Annotated in this window: 17 protein-coding genes and 1 pseudogene; 8 read left to right on the top strand and 10 right to left on the bottom strand. The window is 73.3% G+C overall.

The genetic code is table 11. The features are described from left to right. Window positions 1-60: 60 nt before the first annotated feature. The 9 genes from ACIRL2_RS34495 to ACIRL2_RS34455 form a co-directional block, all read right to left on the bottom strand. Entirely contained in the window at window positions 61-849 is a 789-nt protein-coding gene (locus ACIRL2_RS34495) for an FkbM family methyltransferase (RefSeq protein WP_395870273.1), read from the bottom strand. Continuing rightward, on the bottom strand, window positions 846-1,055 hold the full coding sequence (locus tag ACIRL2_RS34490) for a Trm112 family protein (protein ID WP_402237469.1): 210 nt from the start codon (window positions 1,053-1,055) through the stop codon (window positions 846-848). The genes ACIRL2_RS34495 and ACIRL2_RS34490 overlap by 4 nt, the downstream gene beginning before the upstream one ends. Further along, entirely contained in the window at window positions 1,045-1,974 is a 930-nt protein-coding gene (locus ACIRL2_RS34485; RefSeq protein WP_402237466.1) for a hypothetical protein, read from the bottom strand. The genes ACIRL2_RS34490 and ACIRL2_RS34485 overlap by 11 nt, the downstream gene beginning before the upstream one ends. Before the next feature lie 2 nt (window positions 1,975-1,976). Beyond that, the gene (locus ACIRL2_RS34480; protein WP_395870267.1) at window positions 1,977-2,696 is read right to left on the bottom strand and encodes a class I SAM-dependent methyltransferase; all 720 of its coding nucleotides are present in this window, start codon (window positions 2,694-2,696) and stop codon (window positions 1,977-1,979) included. Further along, complete coding sequence (locus tag ACIRL2_RS34475; RefSeq protein WP_402237463.1) at window positions 2,693-4,078, bottom strand: condensation protein; 1,386 nt, start codon at window positions 4,076-4,078, stop codon at window positions 2,693-2,695. Before ACIRL2_RS34475 ends, ACIRL2_RS34480 begins: the two co-directional genes overlap by 4 nt. Next, on the bottom strand, window positions 4,075-8,520 hold the full coding sequence (locus ACIRL2_RS34470; protein WP_402237461.1) for an alpha-(1->3)-arabinofuranosyltransferase family protein: 4,446 nt from the start codon (window positions 8,518-8,520) through the stop codon (window positions 4,075-4,077). Before ACIRL2_RS34470 ends, ACIRL2_RS34475 begins: the two co-directional genes overlap by 4 nt. An 84-nt stretch (window positions 8,521-8,604) precedes the next feature. Next, window positions 8,605-9,330 (bottom strand): class I SAM-dependent methyltransferase, encoded by a 726-nt coding sequence (locus ACIRL2_RS34465; protein WP_395870261.1) that lies wholly within the window; start codon window positions 9,328-9,330, stop codon window positions 8,605-8,607. A 4-nt stretch (window positions 9,331-9,334) separates the two neighbouring features. Then, entirely contained in the window at window positions 9,335-10,513 is a 1,179-nt protein-coding gene (locus ACIRL2_RS34460; RefSeq protein WP_395870259.1) for a glycosyltransferase family 4 protein, read from the bottom strand. A 153-nt stretch (window positions 10,514-10,666) separates the two neighbouring features. Further along, window positions 10,667-11,767, bottom strand: a complete 1,101-nt coding sequence (locus ACIRL2_RS34455; RefSeq protein WP_402237515.1) for a porin PorA family protein — start codon at window positions 11,765-11,767, stop codon at window positions 10,667-10,669. 180 nt (window positions 11,768-11,947) lie between these two features. On the opposite strand from ACIRL2_RS34455, the gene ACIRL2_RS34450 reads away from it, so the two are divergent. Beyond that, window positions 11,948-12,112, top strand: a complete 165-nt coding sequence (locus tag ACIRL2_RS34450) for a hypothetical protein (RefSeq protein ID WP_395870255.1) — start codon at window positions 11,948-11,950, stop codon at window positions 12,110-12,112. 89 nt (window positions 12,113-12,201) lie between these two features. Further along, complete coding sequence (locus ACIRL2_RS34445) at window positions 12,202-13,416, top strand: helix-turn-helix domain-containing protein (protein ID WP_395870253.1); 1,215 nt, start codon at window positions 12,202-12,204, stop codon at window positions 13,414-13,416. A 59-nt stretch (window positions 13,417-13,475) separates the two neighbouring features. On the opposite strand, the gene ACIRL2_RS34440 is transcribed toward ACIRL2_RS34445, so the two are convergent. Continuing rightward, window positions 13,476-13,781: a hypothetical protein gene (locus tag ACIRL2_RS34440; protein ID WP_395870251.1), complete on the bottom strand. Its 306-nt coding sequence runs from the start codon at window positions 13,779-13,781 to the stop codon at window positions 13,476-13,478. Between the two features lie 281 nt (window positions 13,782-14,062). Here ACIRL2_RS34440 and ACIRL2_RS34435 point away from each other — a divergent pair, with 281 nt between their 5' ends. The 6 genes and pseudogenes from ACIRL2_RS34435 to ACIRL2_RS34410 all read left to right on the top strand — a co-directional run bounded on the left by ACIRL2_RS34435 (window position 14,063) and on the right by ACIRL2_RS34410 (window position 20,090). Further along, window positions 14,063-14,275 (top strand): DUF5999 family protein, encoded by a 213-nt coding sequence (locus ACIRL2_RS34435; protein ID WP_331770600.1) that lies wholly within the window; start codon window positions 14,063-14,065, stop codon window positions 14,273-14,275. 187 nt (window positions 14,276-14,462) lie between these two features. After that, on the top strand, window positions 14,463-15,575 hold the full coding sequence (locus ACIRL2_RS34430; RefSeq protein WP_402237457.1) for a type III polyketide synthase: 1,113 nt from the start codon (window positions 14,463-14,465) through the stop codon (window positions 15,573-15,575). Then, window positions 15,560-16,069: pseudogene (locus ACIRL2_RS34425) on the top strand (cupin domain-containing protein); the annotation flags it as partial. The gene ACIRL2_RS34430 and the pseudogene ACIRL2_RS34425, both read left to right, overlap by 16 nt. A gap of 134 nt (window positions 16,070-16,203) precedes the next feature. After that, window positions 16,204-18,210 carry an acetyl-CoA carboxylase, carboxyltransferase subunit beta gene (gene accD / locus ACIRL2_RS34420; protein WP_402237454.1) on the top strand — a complete coding sequence of 669 codons (2,007 nt, stop codon included), beginning with the start codon at window positions 16,204-16,206 and terminating at the stop codon, window positions 18,208-18,210. Continuing rightward, window positions 18,207-18,737, top strand: coding sequence for an acetyl-CoA carboxylase biotin carboxyl carrier protein (gene accB / locus ACIRL2_RS34415; RefSeq protein WP_402237453.1), 531 nt, complete (start codon window positions 18,207-18,209; stop codon window positions 18,735-18,737). The genes accD and accB overlap by 4 nt, the downstream gene beginning before the upstream one ends. Before the next feature lie 6 nt (window positions 18,738-18,743). Next, the gene (locus ACIRL2_RS34410) at window positions 18,744-20,090 is read left to right on the top strand and encodes an acetyl/propionyl/methylcrotonyl-CoA carboxylase subunit alpha (protein WP_402237450.1); all 1,347 of its coding nucleotides are present in this window, start codon (window positions 18,744-18,746) and stop codon (window positions 20,088-20,090) included. Window positions 20,091-20,096: the final 6 nt, after the last annotated feature.

Below are 20,096 nucleotides of genomic sequence, written 5' to 3'. Positions count from 1 at the left end.
CGGGGGCGTCATGCCCGCCGCCCCCGACCGACGAACCCGCCTGGGGAGCCGCGCGGGGGTTCAGCCGGGCGACCCGCGTCCGGCCGGGCCCGGGCGACGTGCCGCCGGCAGGAACAGCACCGAGTTGACATAGCGTCGACTGAACGGCGCCAACGTGCGTCGCAACAAGCCGCGTTCGGCGACATGCGCGGTCTCCGCCTGGTGACCGGCGAGGTCGAAGTCGGCCAGCGGAAGCCAACTGGTGCCCGGCAACACCCAGCCCCGGTAGTCCAGTTCCGCCAGGAGATCGAGCACCGGCTGCGGCGACTGGATGCGCGCCTCCACCTCGATGAACAGCGCCGGGCGATCGCGCCGCACGGTCTCCAGGGCGCCGTGCAACACGGCCGGCTCACTGCCGTCCACGTCGATCTTGACGAAGGTGACCCCGGTCAACCCGAGATCGTCCAGCCGCACGCACGGAACGTCCAGTGCGCGATCGTGGATGTCCCTGCGGACCAGCGACGAGACGCCGCGATCACCCTGATCCCCCGGGGGAAGCCACAGCGCGACGGTGCCGGTGCCCCGGTCGCCCGCGGCGGCGGCCACCACCCGCACGTTGGCGGGCGTACCGGCGTCCAACAGCCTGGCCAGACGCGGCACCGGCTCCACCGTCACCACCGACTCCGCGCGCCGCGCCAGGCGCCGCGACCACGGCCCGTACCAGCCGCCCACGTCCACCGCCGTGCCGCCGCGCGGCACGAAGTCGGCGATCCGCCGCAACTCGGGTTCGAAGCGCGGGTACAGCACATCCACCGCGGTGCGGACCAACCTCGGCGACACCCGGGGCGCGAGCCGGGCGGCGAGCGTCATCGGTCGATCCGCAGGCTGATCCGGGCGTGCTCGTCGTCGCAGACGCGGACGCCGGAGGAGGGGAGAAGCTGGGGGATGCCGTCGACGATCGGGTAGCGGCGGCGCAGTCGCGGGTTGTACAAGGCGTCCTCCGAGAGCAGCAGGGTCAGGGGTCCCTTGTCGAGCGGGCAGGCCAGGATTCGCAGTAGCGGATCGTCAGGTTCCATCGGGCGACTCCTCAACCAGGGCGGGGACTTCGGCCGGCGCGGCCGGGGGCTCGTCGTGCCGGGGCAGGATGATCAGGACGGCGACGGCGAGCGTGCCACCGACCAGGCGCAGGATCAGCCGCAGCCGGTCGTGCGGCAGCGACTCGCCGAAGGCGAGGCTGCCGAGCACGGCGGTGAACAGCGCGGACACCGTGGTGCACACCGGCACGATCAGCGACGCCCGACAGCGTTGCAACGCGGCCTGGGACAAAACCAGTCCGGCCGCGCCGGTGCCGACGAGCAGATAGGGGTAGGGCGTTCGGAGCAGGGCGAGCACCGTGTCGCCGACGCCGCGCCCGGTGAGGCGACCGGAGACGCCCTTGACGGCCAGCGAACTCACCCCGTACAGCAGGCCCATCGCGACGCCGTACTCGACGCCGGTGGCCGGCGGGCGGGTCGGGTCCCGGGCCCGACGACCGGCGGCCAGATACAGCCACAGCCCGGCCGCGAGCGCCGGCAGACAGACCGCCAGGAGCCGGCCGGTCGGGGCGTGGTCGCCGACCGGGTCCGCGTCGCGCAACGAGGCGACGACCATAGCCAGCGCGGCGAGCACGGCGAGCACGCCCATCCGTTCGCGTACGGTGGGCCGTTCGCCCAGGATCACCGAGGACAGCAGGAGCAGCAGCACCAGGCCCGCGACGAACAGACCCTGCGCCGCGGCGATGGGCAGCGCGCGGTAGACCGCGAGTTGGGCACCGAACCCGGCCGCCAGCGCGAGCGAGCCGGCAAGCCACGCCGGGCTGCCCAGGAGCGACCGGATCAGTCGCAGCGGCCGACCGGCGGTCAATGCCGGAAGGTTGCCCAACGCCCGTTTCTCCAGCACGAATCCGGTGCTGTAGAGCACGTTGGCCAGCAGCGCCGCGGCCACTCCCCACCACACGGCTAGGCCCGCCGGGCGTGCGCGAGCAGGATCGAGGCGAGCGAGGGGGCCGCGCACGCGACCCGATCCAGCGGCCTGAGCACCCGGGGCACGCCGTGGAACGGCGCCCCCGCGATGCGCACCACCTCGAAGCCGGACGCGGTGAGGAGCTCGCGCAGGGCGCGCGCGGTGTACAGCCGCAGGTGGCCGACCACCTGCGAGCCCGGTCGGCCGTGGATGCCGCGCAGACTGACCTCGGAGAAGATCGGCTGCACGCCCGCGAGGAGCAGCACGCGGTTGTACCACGCGGCCAGGTTCGGCGTGGAGAGCATGAGGTGGCCGCGCGGCTTGAGCACCCGCCGCAGTTCGTCCAGCGCCGCGTCCGGATCCACCAGGTGCTCCAGCACCTCGGCGAACACCGCGGCGTCCACGCCGGCGTCGGCCAACGGCAGTCCGCCGTCCGTGAGTTCGCCGCGCACCAGGTGGGGCATGTGCTTGCTCGCCCGGCGCAGCGCGTCCTGCGACCAGTCGATGCCCACCAGGGTGTGTCCGGCCGGCATGGGACCGGCGAACGAGGCCGCCGAGCCGTCGCCGCACCCGATGTCGACCACCACCGCCGGCCCCGGGCCCAACGCCCGGGCAAGCATCCTGGCCTGGCGCCGACTGCGCTCGGGGCCGGAGGCGACCGGTACCGCCGGGTTCTCGTAGAACGCGCGCAGACCGGCGGGGGAGGTGTCGCTCATCGCGAACCCCCCTCGTGCGCGATCGGGTCGGCGACGACGGCCGAGGATTGCGCGGCCGCCGAGACGGCGGACAGGTAGTGCTCGAAGAGGCCGTACAGCTCCCGGCCGGCCGCGTCCGTCAGCAGCGCGCGCGACCAGCGCAACCCCACATGCAGGCGGCCGAGGGTGCCGGTGGTGGTCACCGTCAGTCCCCGGGGCATCCGGGTGGGCGCCGAGACCCAGACCGCGTTCGCCCGGCCCGCGTCGCCGAAGTCCAGCGGATAGGGGATCCGGCCGAGGTTGCTGAGCAGGGTCGTCGAGGTCCAGGGCCCGAGGGCGCGGCCCAGACCGCGGGTGATCGAGGCCCGCAGGTCGACCGGCAGGAGCGGGGCGGTCAGCAGCGCCGCGCCGCGGCCGAGCGGGGGCCGGGGAGCGGCCCTGAGCGCCTTGGTCCGGCGGGCCGTGCGCCGGAGCAGGGCAAGGATCGCCTCCGGGTCCGGTTCCTGCCCGTACTCCCGGGCGCCGAACGCGACGTCGACCAGTCGGGTGCCGTTGCCGATGGGCATCTCGACACCACGCGGGCGGTCGTCGACCGGCATGGTGATCCGGATCGGCCGGGTCGGCGCGCCGTGCAGCCGGTTCCAGTGGGCGATCATCAGGCAGGTGACCACCAGGAGTTGGTCGTTGACGGTGTACGCGGCGCCGGGTGGGCGCGGGGGGAGCGGCAGTTCGCCGAGCACCAGGCCGTTGCCGGCGCGGTGCTCGGCCCCGCGCGCGGGGGCCGGCGCGACCCGGGCCGAACGGGCCAGGGCGGGGCCCGGGTCGAGGATGGCCTGTTCCGGGTCCTCGGTGCCGGCCGGTGCGGCCCGGTCCGAGGTGGGCCCGGTGCCGGCCCCGCCGTACAACTCCGCCGCGGTGGCCAGCACGCGCAGGAACGAGGGCCCGTCGAGGGCGGTGTGGTGGATGCGGCACAGCAGGACGCATCCGCCGGAGGTCGCCGACGAGCGGATCACGTCCAGCCGCACCGGCGGCGACAGGGTCAGCGGTGGCGCCTCGGCCAGGGCGAATGCCCGGGCCCGGGCCAAGGCGTCCGGACCGGGCGGCGGGAAGCCGACCGGTTCGACGTCGGGGGCGCCGGTGAGTTCCCACTCGTAGCGCCGCCGATACCACCGACCGGGCGCCTCGCGGACCAGGATTCGCGAGTGCCGGCGCAGTGCGGCGCCGAACGCGGCGCGCAGCCGGGCCGGATCCGGCTGCCCGGGCAGCCGGATCTCCATGTGCACCGCGATCGGCTCACCGGGCCGCTGACCCTGTCGGGACATCTCGTCGACGTGTGGGAACGGGATCCGGGCGAGGGCCGGCTCGACCGGGTGTTCGCGCCGAGCCGGGCGCACTGCGCTCATGGGTGTTCGATCTCCTTCGTCCTGCCGTCCGACGGGGGTTCCGGATCGGTCGGCGCGGGCTTCCCGCCGTCCGGCCGCACCGTCGGCAGCGGCGCGGTGTCGGCCTCCGGGGCCCGGTCGTTGACCATCGAGGGTTCGGTGGCCGGATCCCGGTCCGTCGGCGCCGGTTTGGTCATCGACACGGGCGGGGCCGCGGCTTCGGGCGGCGGGCCGGACGATGTGCCCGCAGGCGGATACGCAGGCGGCGGCGCGGACGGCGAACGCCCGTGCCTGGGACCGGAAGTCGCCACGCGTGGGCCGCCGGGATCGGGCCCGCCCACCGTCACCAGTGCCGCGCACAGCGCGATCAGCGCGAGCAGTTGCGCGGCAGGCCCGAAGGAGCCCTCGCCGCCGGCGATCGGCTCGCCCGCCCCGATCGCCGCCGCGATCCCGGCACCGGCCATCGCCACCAGCGCGATCGGTGTGAGCAGCCGGTGCCGCAGGTGCGCGAGCACCGCGAGTGCGAGCACCACCAGCGCGATCGGCCCCGCCACGATCGCGACCACCACGGTCGGCGCGAGCACGCCCAGGATCGGGCCGGGCGGCGGCGGTGCGGCGGGCGGTGCGTCGCTCCCGGCCGAGTCCCGGTTCCGGCGCCGGACGAAGGCGAGCGCGATCAGCGCGGCCAGGGCCACCGCGCCGCCGATCAGTCCGCCCCGGTATATCCCACCCGGCTCGTATTCGAGCTCGACGGTGCCGGCCGCACCGGCGGGCACCAGCCAACCCTGCTGCCAGCCGTCGATCCGGACCGGGCGCAGTTCCTTGCCGTGCAGCGTGGCCTTCCAACCGGAGTTGCGGTTCTCGTACATCTGGAGGTAGGTGGCCTCGCCCGCGCCCATCCGCACCGAGCGGTGGTCGCCGTTCCAGTCCGCGGCGGTGGCCGATCGCGCGGACTGCGGTGCCGGGGGCCGCAGTTGCCCTCGGATCGCGGTCACGTCGGTGATCTGCACCGGCCCCTGGTTGCCGGCCTCGACCGTGTGCATCCCCGCGCCCAGGGGCAGTACGCCGCCCGGCGACTCGGCGGCGCACAACCGCACCGCCACGGACCGGCGTTCGAGCAGGTCGCGCACCGTGCCCGAGGCACTGGTGGCGTGCATGACGCCGTCCACCGCCAACGGCGGTCCCTGCCCGCACGGCAGCGAGAACGCCACCCTCGGGTCCGGCGGGGGCGTGCGCAGCCGGGCCAACGCCGGGATGTGGATCTCGCTCAACCCCACCGGCAGTTGCAAGCGCTTGTCGGCGAGCGGGTTGTGCACGGTCAGCGGCGCGCCGCGGGTGATCGTGACGGTGATCCGGTCGGTGTCGATCGGCCCGAACCGGGCCAGCCCGTTCTCGTCCACGGCGACGGTCACCGAACCGTTGGGCGAGTCGATCCGGATCTCCTCCGGCCGGGTGGACAACCCGCCGGCCGCCCCCAGCACGATCTCGTCGATACTCGTGCGATCGGGCCAGTTCAGGTGGACCACGGGTCGGTCGCCGGCGATCCACGCGGTGGTCAGGTCGCCGTCCACGAGATTGCGCGCGCTGAGCGAGCGGCCGGTGTGGCCGGTGGACTCGGCGGTGGCGGTGATGTGCTTGGCCTGGTCCGGCGCGGCGCCCACCACCAGTCGGTCCAACTCCGGGCCGGGCACCGCGACGGCGCGCATGTCGAACGCGAAGTCACCGCCTTTGGGAGTCTCGAAGCGGCGGTGCAGCCCGTCCTCGGCCGCCACCGGCGAGAGCCCACCGGGGTCGTTGTCCCGGTGCATCGAGTAGACCCCGGTCTCCGCGTCGGAGCGGTCGGCGTCGGTGGGCAGACGCAGTAGCCGAGACACCTGTACACCGGGGATGGCGACCTCGGTGAAGCCCGCGCCGGACAGTCCGGATCGCGCGGTCCGCACGTCCAGGATGGTGACCCTGAGCCACTTCGCCGCTCCCTGCGGCGCCTTGACCTGCTGCGGCGTGCCCTCGGGGCGCAACAGGCTCTCCTGGGAGCCGCGATCGGTTGCGATCCGCACCCGGGTCGGCGCGGCACGCATGCCGTCGCCGGGCAGTGGGGTGAGCGAGAGCGACGCGGGGATCTCGGTGGGCGCGGTGAAGGCGACCTCGAGCCACTGGCCGGCCGGGGTGCCGGGGCTGCCCTCGGCCCACGCGGTCGCCGGGTCGCCGTCGAAGGCGTTCACCGGGTCGTACTGCGGCAGATGGAAGAGCCAGTTGCCGCTGCTGGACGCGGTCACCGACGCGGCCCCGCGCAGCACGGCGGTGCTCTGGTGGGCGGCCCCGTCGACGGGCAGGATCTGATTCGGCGCGGATCCGGGGTTCTGCGTGCTGTCCGGCGGGTTCCGCTCGCCGGCGGTGTACGGGTAGGACGTGTTGGAGTTGACCAGGCCGAAGCGGGTGTCCGCGCGGCGCAGTCCGTCCGCGACGAACTGCGTGCCGGGCCGGTCGATGCCGGGGTGGGCATCGCCGGTGAGCACGGTGGGTCGGTCGCGTAGACCGGGATCGGCGGACAGTTGCAGCAGCGCCTCCGGGCCGCCGCTGAGCAGCGCGGTGTCGGCGACCGCCCGACCGCCGACCCGTCCGGGCCGAGGCGTGCCCGGGGCGGGCTCGTAGATCTCGACGGCCTGCAGGCGGGTGAACAGCCCCTGCACCTGGACCGGCGTGCCCTCGGGGATTCGACCGCCGGTGATCAACGGCCCGAAACCGGTGACCCGGTGGTAGCCGGAGGCCTCCAGGGTGCGCTTGACGGTGACCGGCGGCACGTAGCCGATCTGGTCCGGGTCCAGGTCGTTGCGGACCACCACCGCGTACAGGCCGGCCCGGGACAGGAAGTCCGCCAGCCCGGGCACTTGGCCGCCGGTGAGCAGGGCCTGTTCCACCGCGTCCGTCATCCGCCGCGCGCCGGGCGTGCCGAACGGGACGAAGTCCCGCTGCGCCCACGGCGAATCGGCCAACGGATCGAGTGGCTGGTCGATCGGCGAACCCCAGGTGTACAGCCCGTGGGCGGTCGCGGGGACCACCAGTGCCCGGCTGTCCGGGGAGTGTTTGTCCAGCCAGTCGGCGGTGTGCCGCCAGTGGTCGGGCAGCTTGGTGAAGGCACCCGATTGCAGCACCGTGCCGTTGAGGTACGGCCAGGCCAGGCCGGGCAGGATCAGCAGCGCGGCGAGCGCGGGCGCGAACCGGCGGGCGGGTCGGGGCAGCGCCGGTTCGTTCGCGCTCACCGTGCCCACCAGATGGGTCAGCCCGAGCACCAGCGCCAGGGCCAGTCCGGGTTCGAACTTGTAGATGTTGCGGAACGGACGCAGCCACCCGTCGAGCCAGTCGCGGGCCGTGCCGTGGAACGGCGCGCCGAACGAACCGCCGTAGCCGGCAAGGGCGATCAGCGCCACGATCAGCACGGTCAGGATCAGCCAGCGGCGCTCGGGAAGGTCGCGACGGGCCAGCCCGGCCAGGCCGAGCGCGGCGGCGAACGCCGAGCAGAGCACGGTGACCACGGCGGTGGCCACGGTCCAGCCGGCCGGCAACCACGGTTCACCGAAGTTGAGATAGGCGACCCAGTCGCCCGCGCCGCGCAGCAGTTCGGTCGCGGACATCGTGCTCGTGGTGGTCTCGGCCTGTTCGATGTACGGCATGAAGTTCTCGCCGTACACGCCGAGCAACAGCAGCGGGATCACCCACCACGCGGTGGCCAGCAGCACCCCGGGAATCCACCAGCCGATCAGTGCCCACTTGCGCGGCCCGGCCGGGCGGGTGAGCAGATACAGCCCCACCGGCAGCAGCGCGGCCAGCGTGGAGGCGGCGTTGACCCCGCCCATGAACGGGATCAGCAGTGCCGAACGGGCCGCGGCCGTACGCGGGTTCAGGTGCGGCGAGGTCAGCGGCAGCAGCACCCACGGCAGCAGGGCGCCGGGCAACACCGCGGCCGAGGTGGAACCGATCACGATGGTGAAGGTCGGCCACAGCGCGTACGCCACCGCGCCCAGCAGTCGGCTGCGCGCGGTGCCCACGCGCAGCCGCTCGGCCAGCCGCAGCGCGCCCCAGAACGCGGCCGTGACGATCAGCGAGAGCCACAACCGCTCGGCGAGCCAGATCGGCAGGTGGATCAGGTCGGCGAGAGCGTAGAACGGCAGGATCGGGAACGCGTAGCCGATGTACTGGTCGGCGATGCCGCCGAAGCCGGCCCGGTCGTGCCACAGGTTGCCCAGGTCGCCGATGAAACCCCACGGATCGGTGACCACGCCCAGCTTGGTCTCGAAGGTCATCTTTCCCGGCGACACGGCCAGGAACGCGACGAAGACGACTGCCCAGAAGGTCGGCAGCCGGATCCGCCGGCGCGACCGGTCGGCCGGTGGTTCGGCCGGCGCCGGCTCGGCGGGCGGCCGGCCGGGCCGGGCCGGGGGGAGGGACAGGGTCGTCTCAGTCACGAGTGCCTCCTGCGGAGCGCGCGCGATGCCCGGGGGCCGGGACGCCGGCGGCGGGATCGAGGAACGCGTCGGGCGATGGCGCCGTCACGGGCACCGCCGAAGAATGAGGAGCAGGTTCCAGGTGATGACCTCGCGCAACCCGGGAACGCGGGTGACCGCGCCGGGCAGAAACGGCCAGTAGCGCGAGCGGGCCGACGCCACCACCACGTCCGGACGGGCCCGGACGTGGCGCAGGGTGGGCCCGATGTGCACGGCGAACAGGTTCTCGCCCAGGGTGTGCTTGGCGGCCCGCCCGGTGCGCCGCGCGTACCGGGTACGGGCGCGTTCGGCGCCCAGATAGTGCCAGGGCGCCCACTCGTGACCGCCCCACGGGGAGTACCAGTTGGTGAAGGAGACGTAGATCAACCCGCCCGGGCGGGTGACCCGGACCAGTTCGCTCAGGAAGGTCTGCGGATCCGCCACGTGCTCCAGCACATTGGACGAGAAGCACACGTCGGCGACCCCGTCCGCCAGCGGCAGCAGGTACCCGTCGGCGACCACGGCACCCACGGGCGGGGTGCCCCGCGCGGCCAGCTCCGCGGGGTCGGGTTCGAACAGGTACGCGTTGGCGCCGCGTCGGCGGAACTCGCGGGTGAAGTGCCCGCTGCCGCCGCCCACGTCGACCACCACCCGACCGCGGAGCCGCATGTGCCGTTCGACCTGATCGGCGGCGTCGCGGGCGAGCAGTCCGTAGCACCGGTCCGGGTCCTGCGGCTCCTGCCGAAAGGCGCGAAAAAGCGCGATCGACCGGCGCAGGGACGGGTCCTTCACGCGGTCACCACCCAGTGCCGCGTCCGGGGACCGGGGCGGGCGCGGCCTCGGCGGCCACGGCCCGGAACCGGTGGACCGTGCGGGCCCAGCGAAACCGGGCGGCGCGCAGTCCGGCGGCGGCACTCATCGCCGCGCGGCGCTCGGGGCTGAGCGCCAGCGCGCACCACGCGGCGGCGAACGAGCTCTCGCCGCGGGCCAGCACGCCGGTGACCCCGTCGTCGATCGAGTCGCGCAGGCCCGGGATGTCGAAACCGATGGCCGGCGTGTGCCGGGCCGCGGCCTCGGTGACCACCAGACCCCAGCCCTCGACCAGCGAGGGATGCAGCAACAGCCAGGCCGCGCACAGCAGTCGGTGCTTCTCGGTCTCGGACACCCGGCCGGCGAAATGTACGCCCGGCCCGGCCGAGGCGCGCAGCCGATCGCCTTCCGGCCCGTCGCCGACGATGACCAGCCGGCCACCGGTGACCGGCCGGACCCGATCCCACAGGCGCAGGAGCAGGTCGATGCGCTTGTACTCGACCAGGCGCCCCACCGCCACGAACAACGGCTCGGGCGACTTGGGAACCCTGGGGGCGGGTTCCTCGACGCCGTTGTGCACGACCCGGATGCGATCCGGCGGCACGCCGATCGCCCGCAGCGCGGCGGCGGTCGAGCCGGACACCGCGACGATCAGATTGTCCCGATGCGCGCCGGCCAGCCCCCAACGCTCCAGCCGTCGGCCCAGCCGCGCGGCGGGGCTCGGAAACCGCATGCCCCACAGGTCGGTATGGACGTGGTTGACCAGGCACAGGGTGGGGCCCCGGTGCCACAGCGGAGCCAGGTACGGCATGCCGTTGCAGACCTCGACCAGCAGGTCGCAACCGCCGACCCGACGGTCGAGGGCGCGGTGCGCGCGCAGGTAGTGGTCGGCGTCGCCGCCGGCCGAGACCACGCGGTAGTCGCGGTCGGCGGCCGGTCCGCCGCAGACCAGGGTCACCTGGTGACCCCGGGCGGTGAGACCGTCCGCCAATCGATCGACCAGCAGTTCGGAGCCGCCCGCGGCCGGGTTCGCCAGGTCGCGGCGGGCCAGGAAGACGATGCGGCGAGGGTGAGGGGTCCGGTCGGACGCGGAACCGCGCGGTGAGGAATGCAACGGTGCCGGGCCGGTCACCGGACGCAGCGCGGAAGGCACGTGCTGGGGCATGTGAGCTCCAACTCGTAGCGGGCCTGGAACGAACGCGGAAGGGTGCACGGGAAGTGCGGGATGTGCGGGGTGAGTTCGTAGTTTTCGCCACCAAGTGCGCCGAAGCTACTCACCCAGGTGACAACTTTGACGTTCCGCACGACCGGAGAATTGTCAGTTCGGTGCCGGTCTGCCCGAGTCGCGCCGCCGGATCGGCCCGGTACGGCGGTGCGGCAACCAACGGAAACGGGCGCGCCGGTGTGGATCGGCACCCGGCTCGTGCCCCGGCTCGGGGGCGGGCTCGTGCCCCGGCTCGGCGTCGGGTTCGGGGCGGGGACGGGTGCCGGCTCCGCGGACCAGGAGCAGCACTCCCAGCGCCGTGAGCAGGGCCCCGAGCGCGCTCGCGGCCAGTGGGGCGGTCTCGCCGACCAGTTCCAGTTTGGCGCCGTCCTCCTCGGCCGAGTCCACCTGCCGGCGCCGGGTCTCCTCGGTGAACCGGATGTTGTCGCTGTCCAGCAGCACCACCGAGGCGGAGTTCGCCCCGGGTGCGCGCAGGGTCTTGCGCGGGGCGATTTTGGCGTCGATCACCCGGCCGGTGCGCGGGTCGACGACCAGGTCGACGCCGGCGTTGGCGTACCACTCCTCGGCGAGCACCTGCGGCTGCGCGGGCAGGCCGACCAGGGTGCCCGGCACCTGCCGGCCGCCGACCCGGGTGTCCTGGACGACGCCGGTGAAGCGATAGCCGCGGTGCCCGCGGACCTTCACCGTGCTGCGGTAGTCCAGCGGTACCGCCGCCCCCAATGTCTCGTCCCACCAGCGGTATCGGCGCTTCTCCAGGTCGAACGGGAACTTCAGGAACGCCTCGCCCTGGATCGCGGGCGTCTCCCCGCAGCAGTGCACGGGCGCGTTGGTACGCCGGTCGGTCACCCAGCGGGCCAGCGTCCACTGGAAGGACCGACGCGGGTCGTGCGCGGCCAGCGTGGCCGGAGTGTCGATCGTCGTCGACACGTCCCACACCGCCCGACCGCTGCGCTCGGCAGCCGCGACATCGCCCACCACGCGGCGGGTCACGGTGAGCGTCTCGCCGTGCACCGGCCGCAGCGAGCCGGTGTCGAAATAGCTTCCGGTACCGGCGAACACGACGGTGTCGTCGATGTCGACGGGGGTGCGTTTGGCGTGCGGCTCGACGTACCAGGCCAGCATCGCGGCCAGCACGAGCAGGAAGACCCCGGCTCCGAGCAGAGCCAGGGAGAGGATCGAGGAACGGGAGGAAATGGCGCGGCGCATCCGGCACTCCTGACGGCAAAGGGCCTCGGGGACGTGCACGTCTGTCTCAGGCCGGGAACCGTAGGCGCACCCTTGACGGAGTGTCAATACACCTCGCACACTGTGCTGATATAGAGCCGGTGCATGGGAACGGGCGGGGTGCCCTCCGATCGAGAGGCTCGTCGAAGCATGCGCAGACTGCTCGCCGCCGGCTTGACCGCGATCGTTGCCGCCGCCCTCGCCGTGGCCGCCGCGCTCGGCATCGTCGCCGCGTTGAACGCCACGCCCGACCAACCCAACGTCCCACTCGTGTCCTTCCGCACCGACCCGACGGCGCCGAACGCGCAGCCCTGATGCCGGCGCCGCCGGCAGGCAAACGGGTCCGGTCACGGGCGCACGGCCCCGGCGACGGTGTCGAGCGCCGGCCGCGAGGGAAAGGCGACATGACGGTGCGCACCGCCTGGCGGGACGTGCCTCGGCCGCGACTGTGTCGGTTCGCCGATCTGGCCATGGCCGAGATCCCCGACCTGGCGCAGGACATCCTGCGCGACATCCGGGTCGAGTACCCGGGACTGCCGCTCGTGCCCGACGAGTCCGGCGAGCCGATGGCGCTGGTCGCCATCCGGCGCGCCCTGGTCGACTTCGTCGAGCACCTGCTGGACACCGACGACCGGCAGCACGAACGCCTGGAGCTGTTCGAGCTGTTCGGCCGCGTCGAGGTGCTCCAGGGCCGAAGCCTGGATTCGCTCCAGGCCGTCTACCGGCTCGGCGTACGACTCGCGTGGCGGCGACTGGCCGAGATCGGCCAGCAGGTGGAGATCCCGCCGCCCGCGATGTACGAACTCGCCGAGGCCGGATTCGAATACCTGGACGGCCTGGTCGCCCAGTCCGTGCACGGCTACGCCGAGGCCGCCGCCCGGCAGGTCGGCGAACGCCTGTGGGCGCAGAAGCGATTGATCAAGATGATGCTCACCGAATACGGCACCGAACCCGCGAGCGCACTGGCCGAGCACGCCGCCCGGATCGGCTGGCCACTACCCGAACAGGTGGCCGTGGGAGTGCTGTTGCGTCCCGCACCGGACGCGGTTGCCCCGGCGGTGGGCCGGGACGTACTCCTGGACATGGAGTGCGAACGACCACGGATGATCGTGCCCGACCCGGACGCGGCCGGCCGGCCCGAACTGCTGCGCCGGGCGATGACCGGCTGGACCGGCGCGATCGGCCCGTCCGTCCCGCTCGCCGACGCCGCCAAGTCGCTGCACTGGGCCTGCACCGCACTGCGCCTGATGGAGCGCGGGCACCTGCCGGACGGGCGGGTGATCCGCTGTACCGAGCACACCGAGGCATTGGTGCTGCTGCCGCCGGAGGAGCTGATCGAGGATCTGGCCCGGCGCTGCCTGGCACCGCTGGACAACTGCTCGCCTACGCACGCCCGGCGACTGGCCGAGACGCTGCTCGCGTGGCTGGAGACGCGCGGCGGCGCACCGGAGATCGCGGCCCGGATCGGGGTGCACGCGCAGACCGTGCGGTATCGGCTGCGGCAGATCCGCGAACTGCTGGGCGACGAGATGGACGAGCCCGATCGCCGCTTCGAACTGGAACTGGTGCTGAGGGCACGTCGGTTGCGTGACGAGCAGGAGGGTCTGGACCGGAACTAAGGCTCTGCGAAATGGAGTTCGATGGCCACGCGCCGATTCGGGGCGGGCGCCGTCGGAGGTCACGGGCTCGTGGGGCGCGCCGAAGCGGTTGCCGACGCCGAGGTCGGGACTGCGGTCGGCGACGAGGACGGAGCCGACGTCGACCACGGTGTCGGCGGGCGCCACTCCCGGACGTCCGGCCGGCTCTCATGCGGGTTCGGTGAGGCGAACGGGCCCGCGCGCTTGTTCATCGGGGCCGGCGCGACCACGACGAGGATCACGGTGAGCACGGTCAGTGCCAAGCCGATGGGGTCGCGGACGTTGTAGGTGTAGCGGTCCGTCCCCCACCTGTCCCGCTTGCACACCGGCTCGTCGTCGTCCCACACACCGGCCACCCTGCGCCGGGCAATCGAACGTCCGTACCGGCTCCCTCCGAGCTGCTTCGGCCCGTCGGCGATGCCCGGGATCCGTGGGGCGTCGCGCCGCGTCGGGTGCCGCCGACGCCCTCCCGGGCGACTCGGGACATCGGCCGGCGAATCGGGGCCGTGGGCTCATCCGCCCGGGACGGTGGGCGGCGCACCGTTGGCATGTGACCAACCAGCCGACGGACCACCCGGCAGCTCGTGAACCCGCTGCCGACCACGGCACTCCCGGAAGGACCAGGACCATGTGCCGGCATTCTCCCCCATGTCCCGCCGCATCGGCCTCCGACCACCTGGCGGCACACGTCGTACAGAGCCATCCCGAACAGGGCTGGAGCCTGCTGTGCAACGGCGTGGTGATCTTCGAGGACACCGGCGCGCTGCTGCCCGACGGTGCGATCGAGGCGCCGCATCGGGTGTGCGGTCCCCGGGCGATGTCGATGGAAGCCGCCGGATAGGCGGACGGCCGAGGCGCCGAGGCGCCGAGGCGCTGAAGGACCGAAGGGCCGAAGAGCAGAAGCGCGGAAGCGCCGAACAGCGATCCGGGGGTCTTCGGGAGCCGACTCCCGAAGACCCCCGGATGTATCACCCCTCCGTAGCTCCGGATCCTCGCGAAGGCTCCGGACCAGGCAAGGAAGACAGCTCTTGAGTACTCTGTGCCGGCCCGCCGTGGCCGTCCCCGAAAACGTGATCACCATGGACGAGTCGCTCGACATCGCCCGGCGACTGCACGCGGACAACCCCCGGCTGCCGCTCGCGCTGCGGCTGATCGCGAACACCGGTGTCCGCCGACGACATCTCGTCCAGCCGATCGAGCGGACCCTGCGACACCCCGGCTTCGAGGCCCGCAACCTGCTCTATCAGGAACAGGCCAAGCTGCGCGTGCCGCCGGTGATCCGCCGGGCGCTCGCCAACGCGGAGGTGGAGATACGCGACATCGACCTGCTGATCTACGTCTCGTGCACCGGGTTCAGCATGCCGTCGATGACCGCCTGGCTGATCAACGAACTGGGCATGCGCTCCGATACCCGCCAACTGCCGATCGCCCAGCTCGGCTGCGCGGCCGGTGGCGCCGCGATCAATCGGGCGCACGACTTCTGTACCGCGTATCCCGAGCTCAACGCGCTGATCGTGGCGTGCGAGTTCTGCTCGCTGTGCTACCAGCCCGACGACGCCGACATCGGGTCGCTGCTCTCCGACGGCCTGTTCGGCGACGCGGTCGCCGCGGCCGTGGTGCGCGGAGCGGGCGGTACCGGCGTGCGGCTCGAACGCAACGGTTCGTACCTCATCCCACACACCCAGGACTGGATCTCCTACGCGGTCAAGGACACCGGATTCCACTTCCGCCTGGACAAGCGGGTGCCCACCACGATGGCGCCGCTCGCGCCGGTCATCGACGAACTGGTCGCCCGACACGAATGGGACGCCTCGGCGCTGGACTTCTACGTCGTACACGCCGGCGGGCCGCGGATCCTGGACGACCTGAGCAGGTTCCTCGGAGTGGTTCCCGAGGCGTTTCGACACAGCCGGGCGACCCTCACCGAGTACGGGAACATCGCGAGCGCGGTGGTCTTCGACGCCCTGGACCGGTTGTACGCGGCGGGCGGACCCGCCGTCGGCGGACGCGGCATCGTGGCCGGTTTCGGCCCCGGGATCACCGCGGAGATGGCCCTCGGCACCTGGGTCGCCGGCGAACCGGCCGGCGTCGGGGTCCGGCGGCCGACGAACGAGGAGGTGCCGTCATGGTCGACGGCCTGATCATGCCGCCCGGAGCGGGTCGACGACTGGTCACCGCCGCGCAGGAGGTCACCTACAAGGTGACCGGCGCGCATGCCCGACACACCTCGACCTTCGAGGTGGTCGTGCCACCCGGCTTCGACGTCGGCGCGCACGTGCACGCGCGGGGCGAGGAGTTCTTCTACGTCCTCGACGGCGAACTCGACGTGCTCGCCTTCGAACCCCGCCGGCGCACCCGCGACGACTGGCGCGGCTGGCGCTCGGAAACCGGCCGGGGACCGGTCCGGGCCGGGGCCGGGAGCTGCATGTTCGTACCGCCGGGCTGCCCGCACGCGTTCGCCAACCCGACCGCACGGCCGGCCAGGATGTTGTTCCAGTCGACGCCGGCGCCCGACCACGAACGCTACTTCGAGGAACTGATCGAGATCTTCGGCGCGGGGGAGCGGGTCGACTCCGAGCGCGTGGCCCGACTGCGCGAGAACTACGACGTCCAACAGATCACCCCACTGCGGCACGCGTCGCCGAGGGCCGGCGGCATCGCCGGTCCCGGGTCGGGCGCCGGACCCGGTGCCGGTTCGAGGGCCGGATCGGGGGCCGGACCCGGTACCGGATCGAGCGCCGCGCCGCACCCGGACCAGGGGAGACCGCGATGAACACCGCTTCCGTACCCGCCGCCGAGCAGCCGGCGCCGGCCGACTGGCTGGCCTGTCCGAGCTGCCGGGCGCTGGTCTACCGCAAACGTTTCGAGCGCGCCGACCGGGTGTGTCCCGGCTGCGGCACGCACACCCCGCTCGACGCGGGCCGGCGGCTCGACGCGCTGCTCGACCCGGGCAGTGCCCGGCCGCTGACCCCGACCGAGACCGTGCACGACCCCCTGCGCTTCGAGGATCTCAAGCCGTACCCGGACCGCCTGGCCGCCGCCCGGGTGGCGACCGGACACGACGACGCGGTCCGGGTGGCGCTCGGCACCGTGGTCGGGCACCCGGTGGTGCTGGCCGTGATGGACTTCGCCTTCATGGGCGGCAGCCTGGGCGTGGCCGCGGGCGAGGCGGTCACCACGGCCGCGGACGCCGCTTTGGCCCGGCGGGTACCGCTGATCCTGGTCACCTCCTCCGGCGGGGCCCGGATGCAGGAGGGCGCGCTGGCCCTGATGCAGATGGCCAAGACCTCGGCGGCGATGGCCGAACTGGACGAGGCCGGCATCCTCACCGTCACCGTCGTCGCCGACCCGACCTACGGCGGCGTGGCCGCGTCGTTCGCCACGCTGGCCGATGTGGTGGTGTGCGAACCGGGTGCGCGGATGGGCTTCGCCGGACCGCGGGTGATCGAGGAGACCATCGGGGAGCGGCTGCCGGAGGGTTTCCAGACGGCGGAGTTCCTGCTGCGGCACGGCCTGGTGGACGCGGTCCGCCCGCGTGGCGAGCTACGCCGCACGCTCGCGGTCCTGCTGGCGTCGGCACGGGGGGCGGACGGGGCGGAGCGGGCCGGCGGGGGCGATGGGGCGGGCGAACGCGAAGGAGCGGGTGCACCCGAGCGGGTCGAGGCGGAGGAACGGTCGGGCGTGCCCGATCGGGCCGAGGTCTTCGACGGGTCGGGTGGGTCGGATGGGTCGGGTGGGTCGAATGGGTCGGGTGGGTCGAATGGGCCGAACGGGGCGGATGGGGCGGATGCGTGCGATCGATCCGACGGGACCGGGACCGGGTCGCCCTCTGCGACCCTCGCGTGCCGTCGGATCGACCCGGCGCGCGGCGCCCCGTCGACGCCGATGTCGGGTCCCGCGCCCGTCGAGCCGCCCGTTCGTCCGGCGCACGAGGTGGTCGCCGCCGCGCGGGACCTCGGTCGGCCCACCACGCGTGACCATCTCGCGTATTGGATGGACGCGTTCGTCGAGCTGCGCGGCGACCGGGCGGGTGGCGACTGCCCGGCGATCGTCGGCGGCCTGGGCCTGGTGGACGGCCGCGCGATGCTGGTGCTCGGGCACCAGAAGGGCCATACCACCGCCGATCTGGTCCGGGCCAACTTCGCGATGGCCTCGCCGGCCGGCTACCGCAAGGTGGTCCGGCTCGCGCGTCTGGCGGAGAAGCTCGGCGTGCCGTTGGTGACCCTGATCGACACGCCCGGTGCCCACCCGGGGATCGAGGCCGAACAGCAGGGCCAGGCCGGGGCGATCGCCGCATGCCTGCGCGTGCTCGCCGGACTGCGGGTGCCCGTGGTGGCCGTGGTCACCGGTGAGGGCGGCAGTGGCGGCGCGCTCGCGCTCGGTGTCGCCGACCGGGTGCTGATCAGCGCGAACGCGCTGTACTCGGTGATCAGTCCGGAGGGTTGCGCGGCGATTCTGTGGAAAACCCGGGAGCAGAGCCCGGCGGCTGCCCGCGCGCTCGGCCTGGACGCACGCTCGCTGCTCGAACTCGGCGTGGTGGACCGGGTGGTCCCCGAACCCGAGGGCGGCGCGCATACCGATCCGGCCGCCGCGAGCCTGGCCCTGCGGGACGCGGTCCTGGAGACGGTGGCCGAACTCGCGGCGGTCGAACCGGCCGAGCGCGTCGTGCTGCGCCGGCGGCGGTTTCGGGCCTTCGGGTTGCCCGCCGTGCGGCCGGCCGGCGCCGGCGACCCGGACGACGGCAACGCCTACGACTTCGAGGAGGAATCGGCATGACCGGCACCGACGGCGAAGGCCGCGCGGCAAGCCTGACCGCGCTGCGCAGCGCGCTGGGCCACGTCCTGAACGATGCCCCGCGACCGCCCACGCGGATCGTGGTGCGTTCCGGAGGGGAGAGTATCGAGGTCGCGTGGTCCGACCCGTCGGGCGCGCCCGGGCCGTCGCCGGCCGCGTCCGATTCCGAGCCCGTTGCCGTTGCCGCGAGGGCGGCCGAACCGGACCGGCCCGCGGAGACCGCGCCGGCGGGCCAATCCTCGGGCCATCTCGTCCGCGCCCCGCTGGTGGGCACCCTCTACCGCGCGCCGGAGCCCGGGGCGGCGGCGTTCGTCGAGGTCGGCGACGTGGTCCGGGCCGGCCAACAGGTGGCCATCATCGAGGCGATGAAGCTGATGAACCCGATCGAGGCGGACCGCGACGGCCGGGTCACCGCGGTGCTGGTCGACAACGGCCAGGGCGTCGAGTACGACCAACCGCTGCTCGAACTCGAACCAGAACCCGATGCCGACTCCGACGTTGCGAGGTGACCCGCCGTGTTCGACACCGTACTGATCGCCAACCGCGGTGAGATCGCGCTCCGCGTGGTGCGAACCTGCCGGGACATGGGCATCGCCACCGTGGTGGTGCACTCCGGCGCGGACCGTGACTCGGCCGCCGTACGCGCGGCCGACCACCACGTGAACATCGGCCCCGCCGACCCGCATCGCAGCTATCTGTACGCGCCGGCGGTGATCGAGGCGGCCCGCAACACGGGCGCGCAGGCGATTCATCCCGGCTACGGATTCCTGTCCGAGGACCCCGACTTCGCCACCATCTGTGCGGAGAACGGGATCGTCTTCGTCGGTCCGGCCCCGGAGGTGATGGCCCGGCTCGGCGACAAGTCGACGGCCCGGCGAATCATGGCGGACGCGGGACTCCCGGTGCTGCCCGGCTCGCGCGAGCCGGTCGGCACGGCCGACGAGGCCGCCGAGGTGGCGCGGGCGATCGGGTTCCCGCTGATCGTCAAGGCGGTCGCGGGTGGCGGCGGCCGGGGCATGGCGGTGGTGCCGGACGCCGGCGCGCTCTTGCCCACCTTCCGCGCCACGCGCGCCACGGCCCAGGCGGCCTTCGGCGACAACCGCGTCTACCTGGAGCAGTACCTGGCCGGCGCCCGGCACATCGAGATCCAGATCCTTGCCGACGCGCACGGGAACGTGGTGCATCTCGGTGAGCGCGACTGCTCGGTACAGCGCCGACACCAAAAGCTCGTCGAGGAGTCGCCCGCCGCCCGCCTGCCCGCCGAACTGGCCGAACGGCTGGCCGCGCACGCGGTCGCCGGGGCCCGGGCGGTGGGGTATCGGGGAGCGGGCACCTTCGAGTTCCTGGTGCGTGGCGAGGACGCGGCGTTCATCGAGGTGAACTCGCGGATCCAGGTCGAGCATCCGGTGACCGAGACGGTGACCGGCATCGACATCGTCCGCGAGCAGTTGCTGATCGCCGCCGGCCGACCGCTGGACTTCGGTCAGGATCGGGTGCACCGCCGCGGGGTCTCGGTGGAGTGCCGGATCAACGCCGAGGACCCGGCGCGCGATTTCGCGCCCTGCCCGGGCACGCTCACCGCGTTCGAGGCGCCGGCCGGTCCGTTCGTCCGGGTGGACACCCACGCGTTTCCCGGAGCCCGGGCTCGGCCGGAGTACGACTCGCTGCTGGCCAAGATCGTCACGTGGGGGCCGGATCGCGACCAGGCGCTGGCCCGGATGCGGCGTGCGCTGCGCGAACTGCGGGTCGAGGGCCCGGGTGTGCACACCACCGCGCCGCTGCTGGCCGAGGTGCTGGACGAACCGGACTTCCGAGCCGGACGCCACGACACGACCCTGCTCGACCGCCGTACCGCACCCTGAAGAAAG

The organism is Embleya sp. NPDC127516, from assembly GCF_044765325.1.
Classification (GTDB): Bacteria; Actinomycetota; Actinomycetes; order Streptomycetales; family Streptomycetaceae; genus Embleya.
The sequence above is the reverse complement of the archived record's forward strand: the minus strand, read 5'-3'. Positions and strand labels throughout refer to the sequence as shown.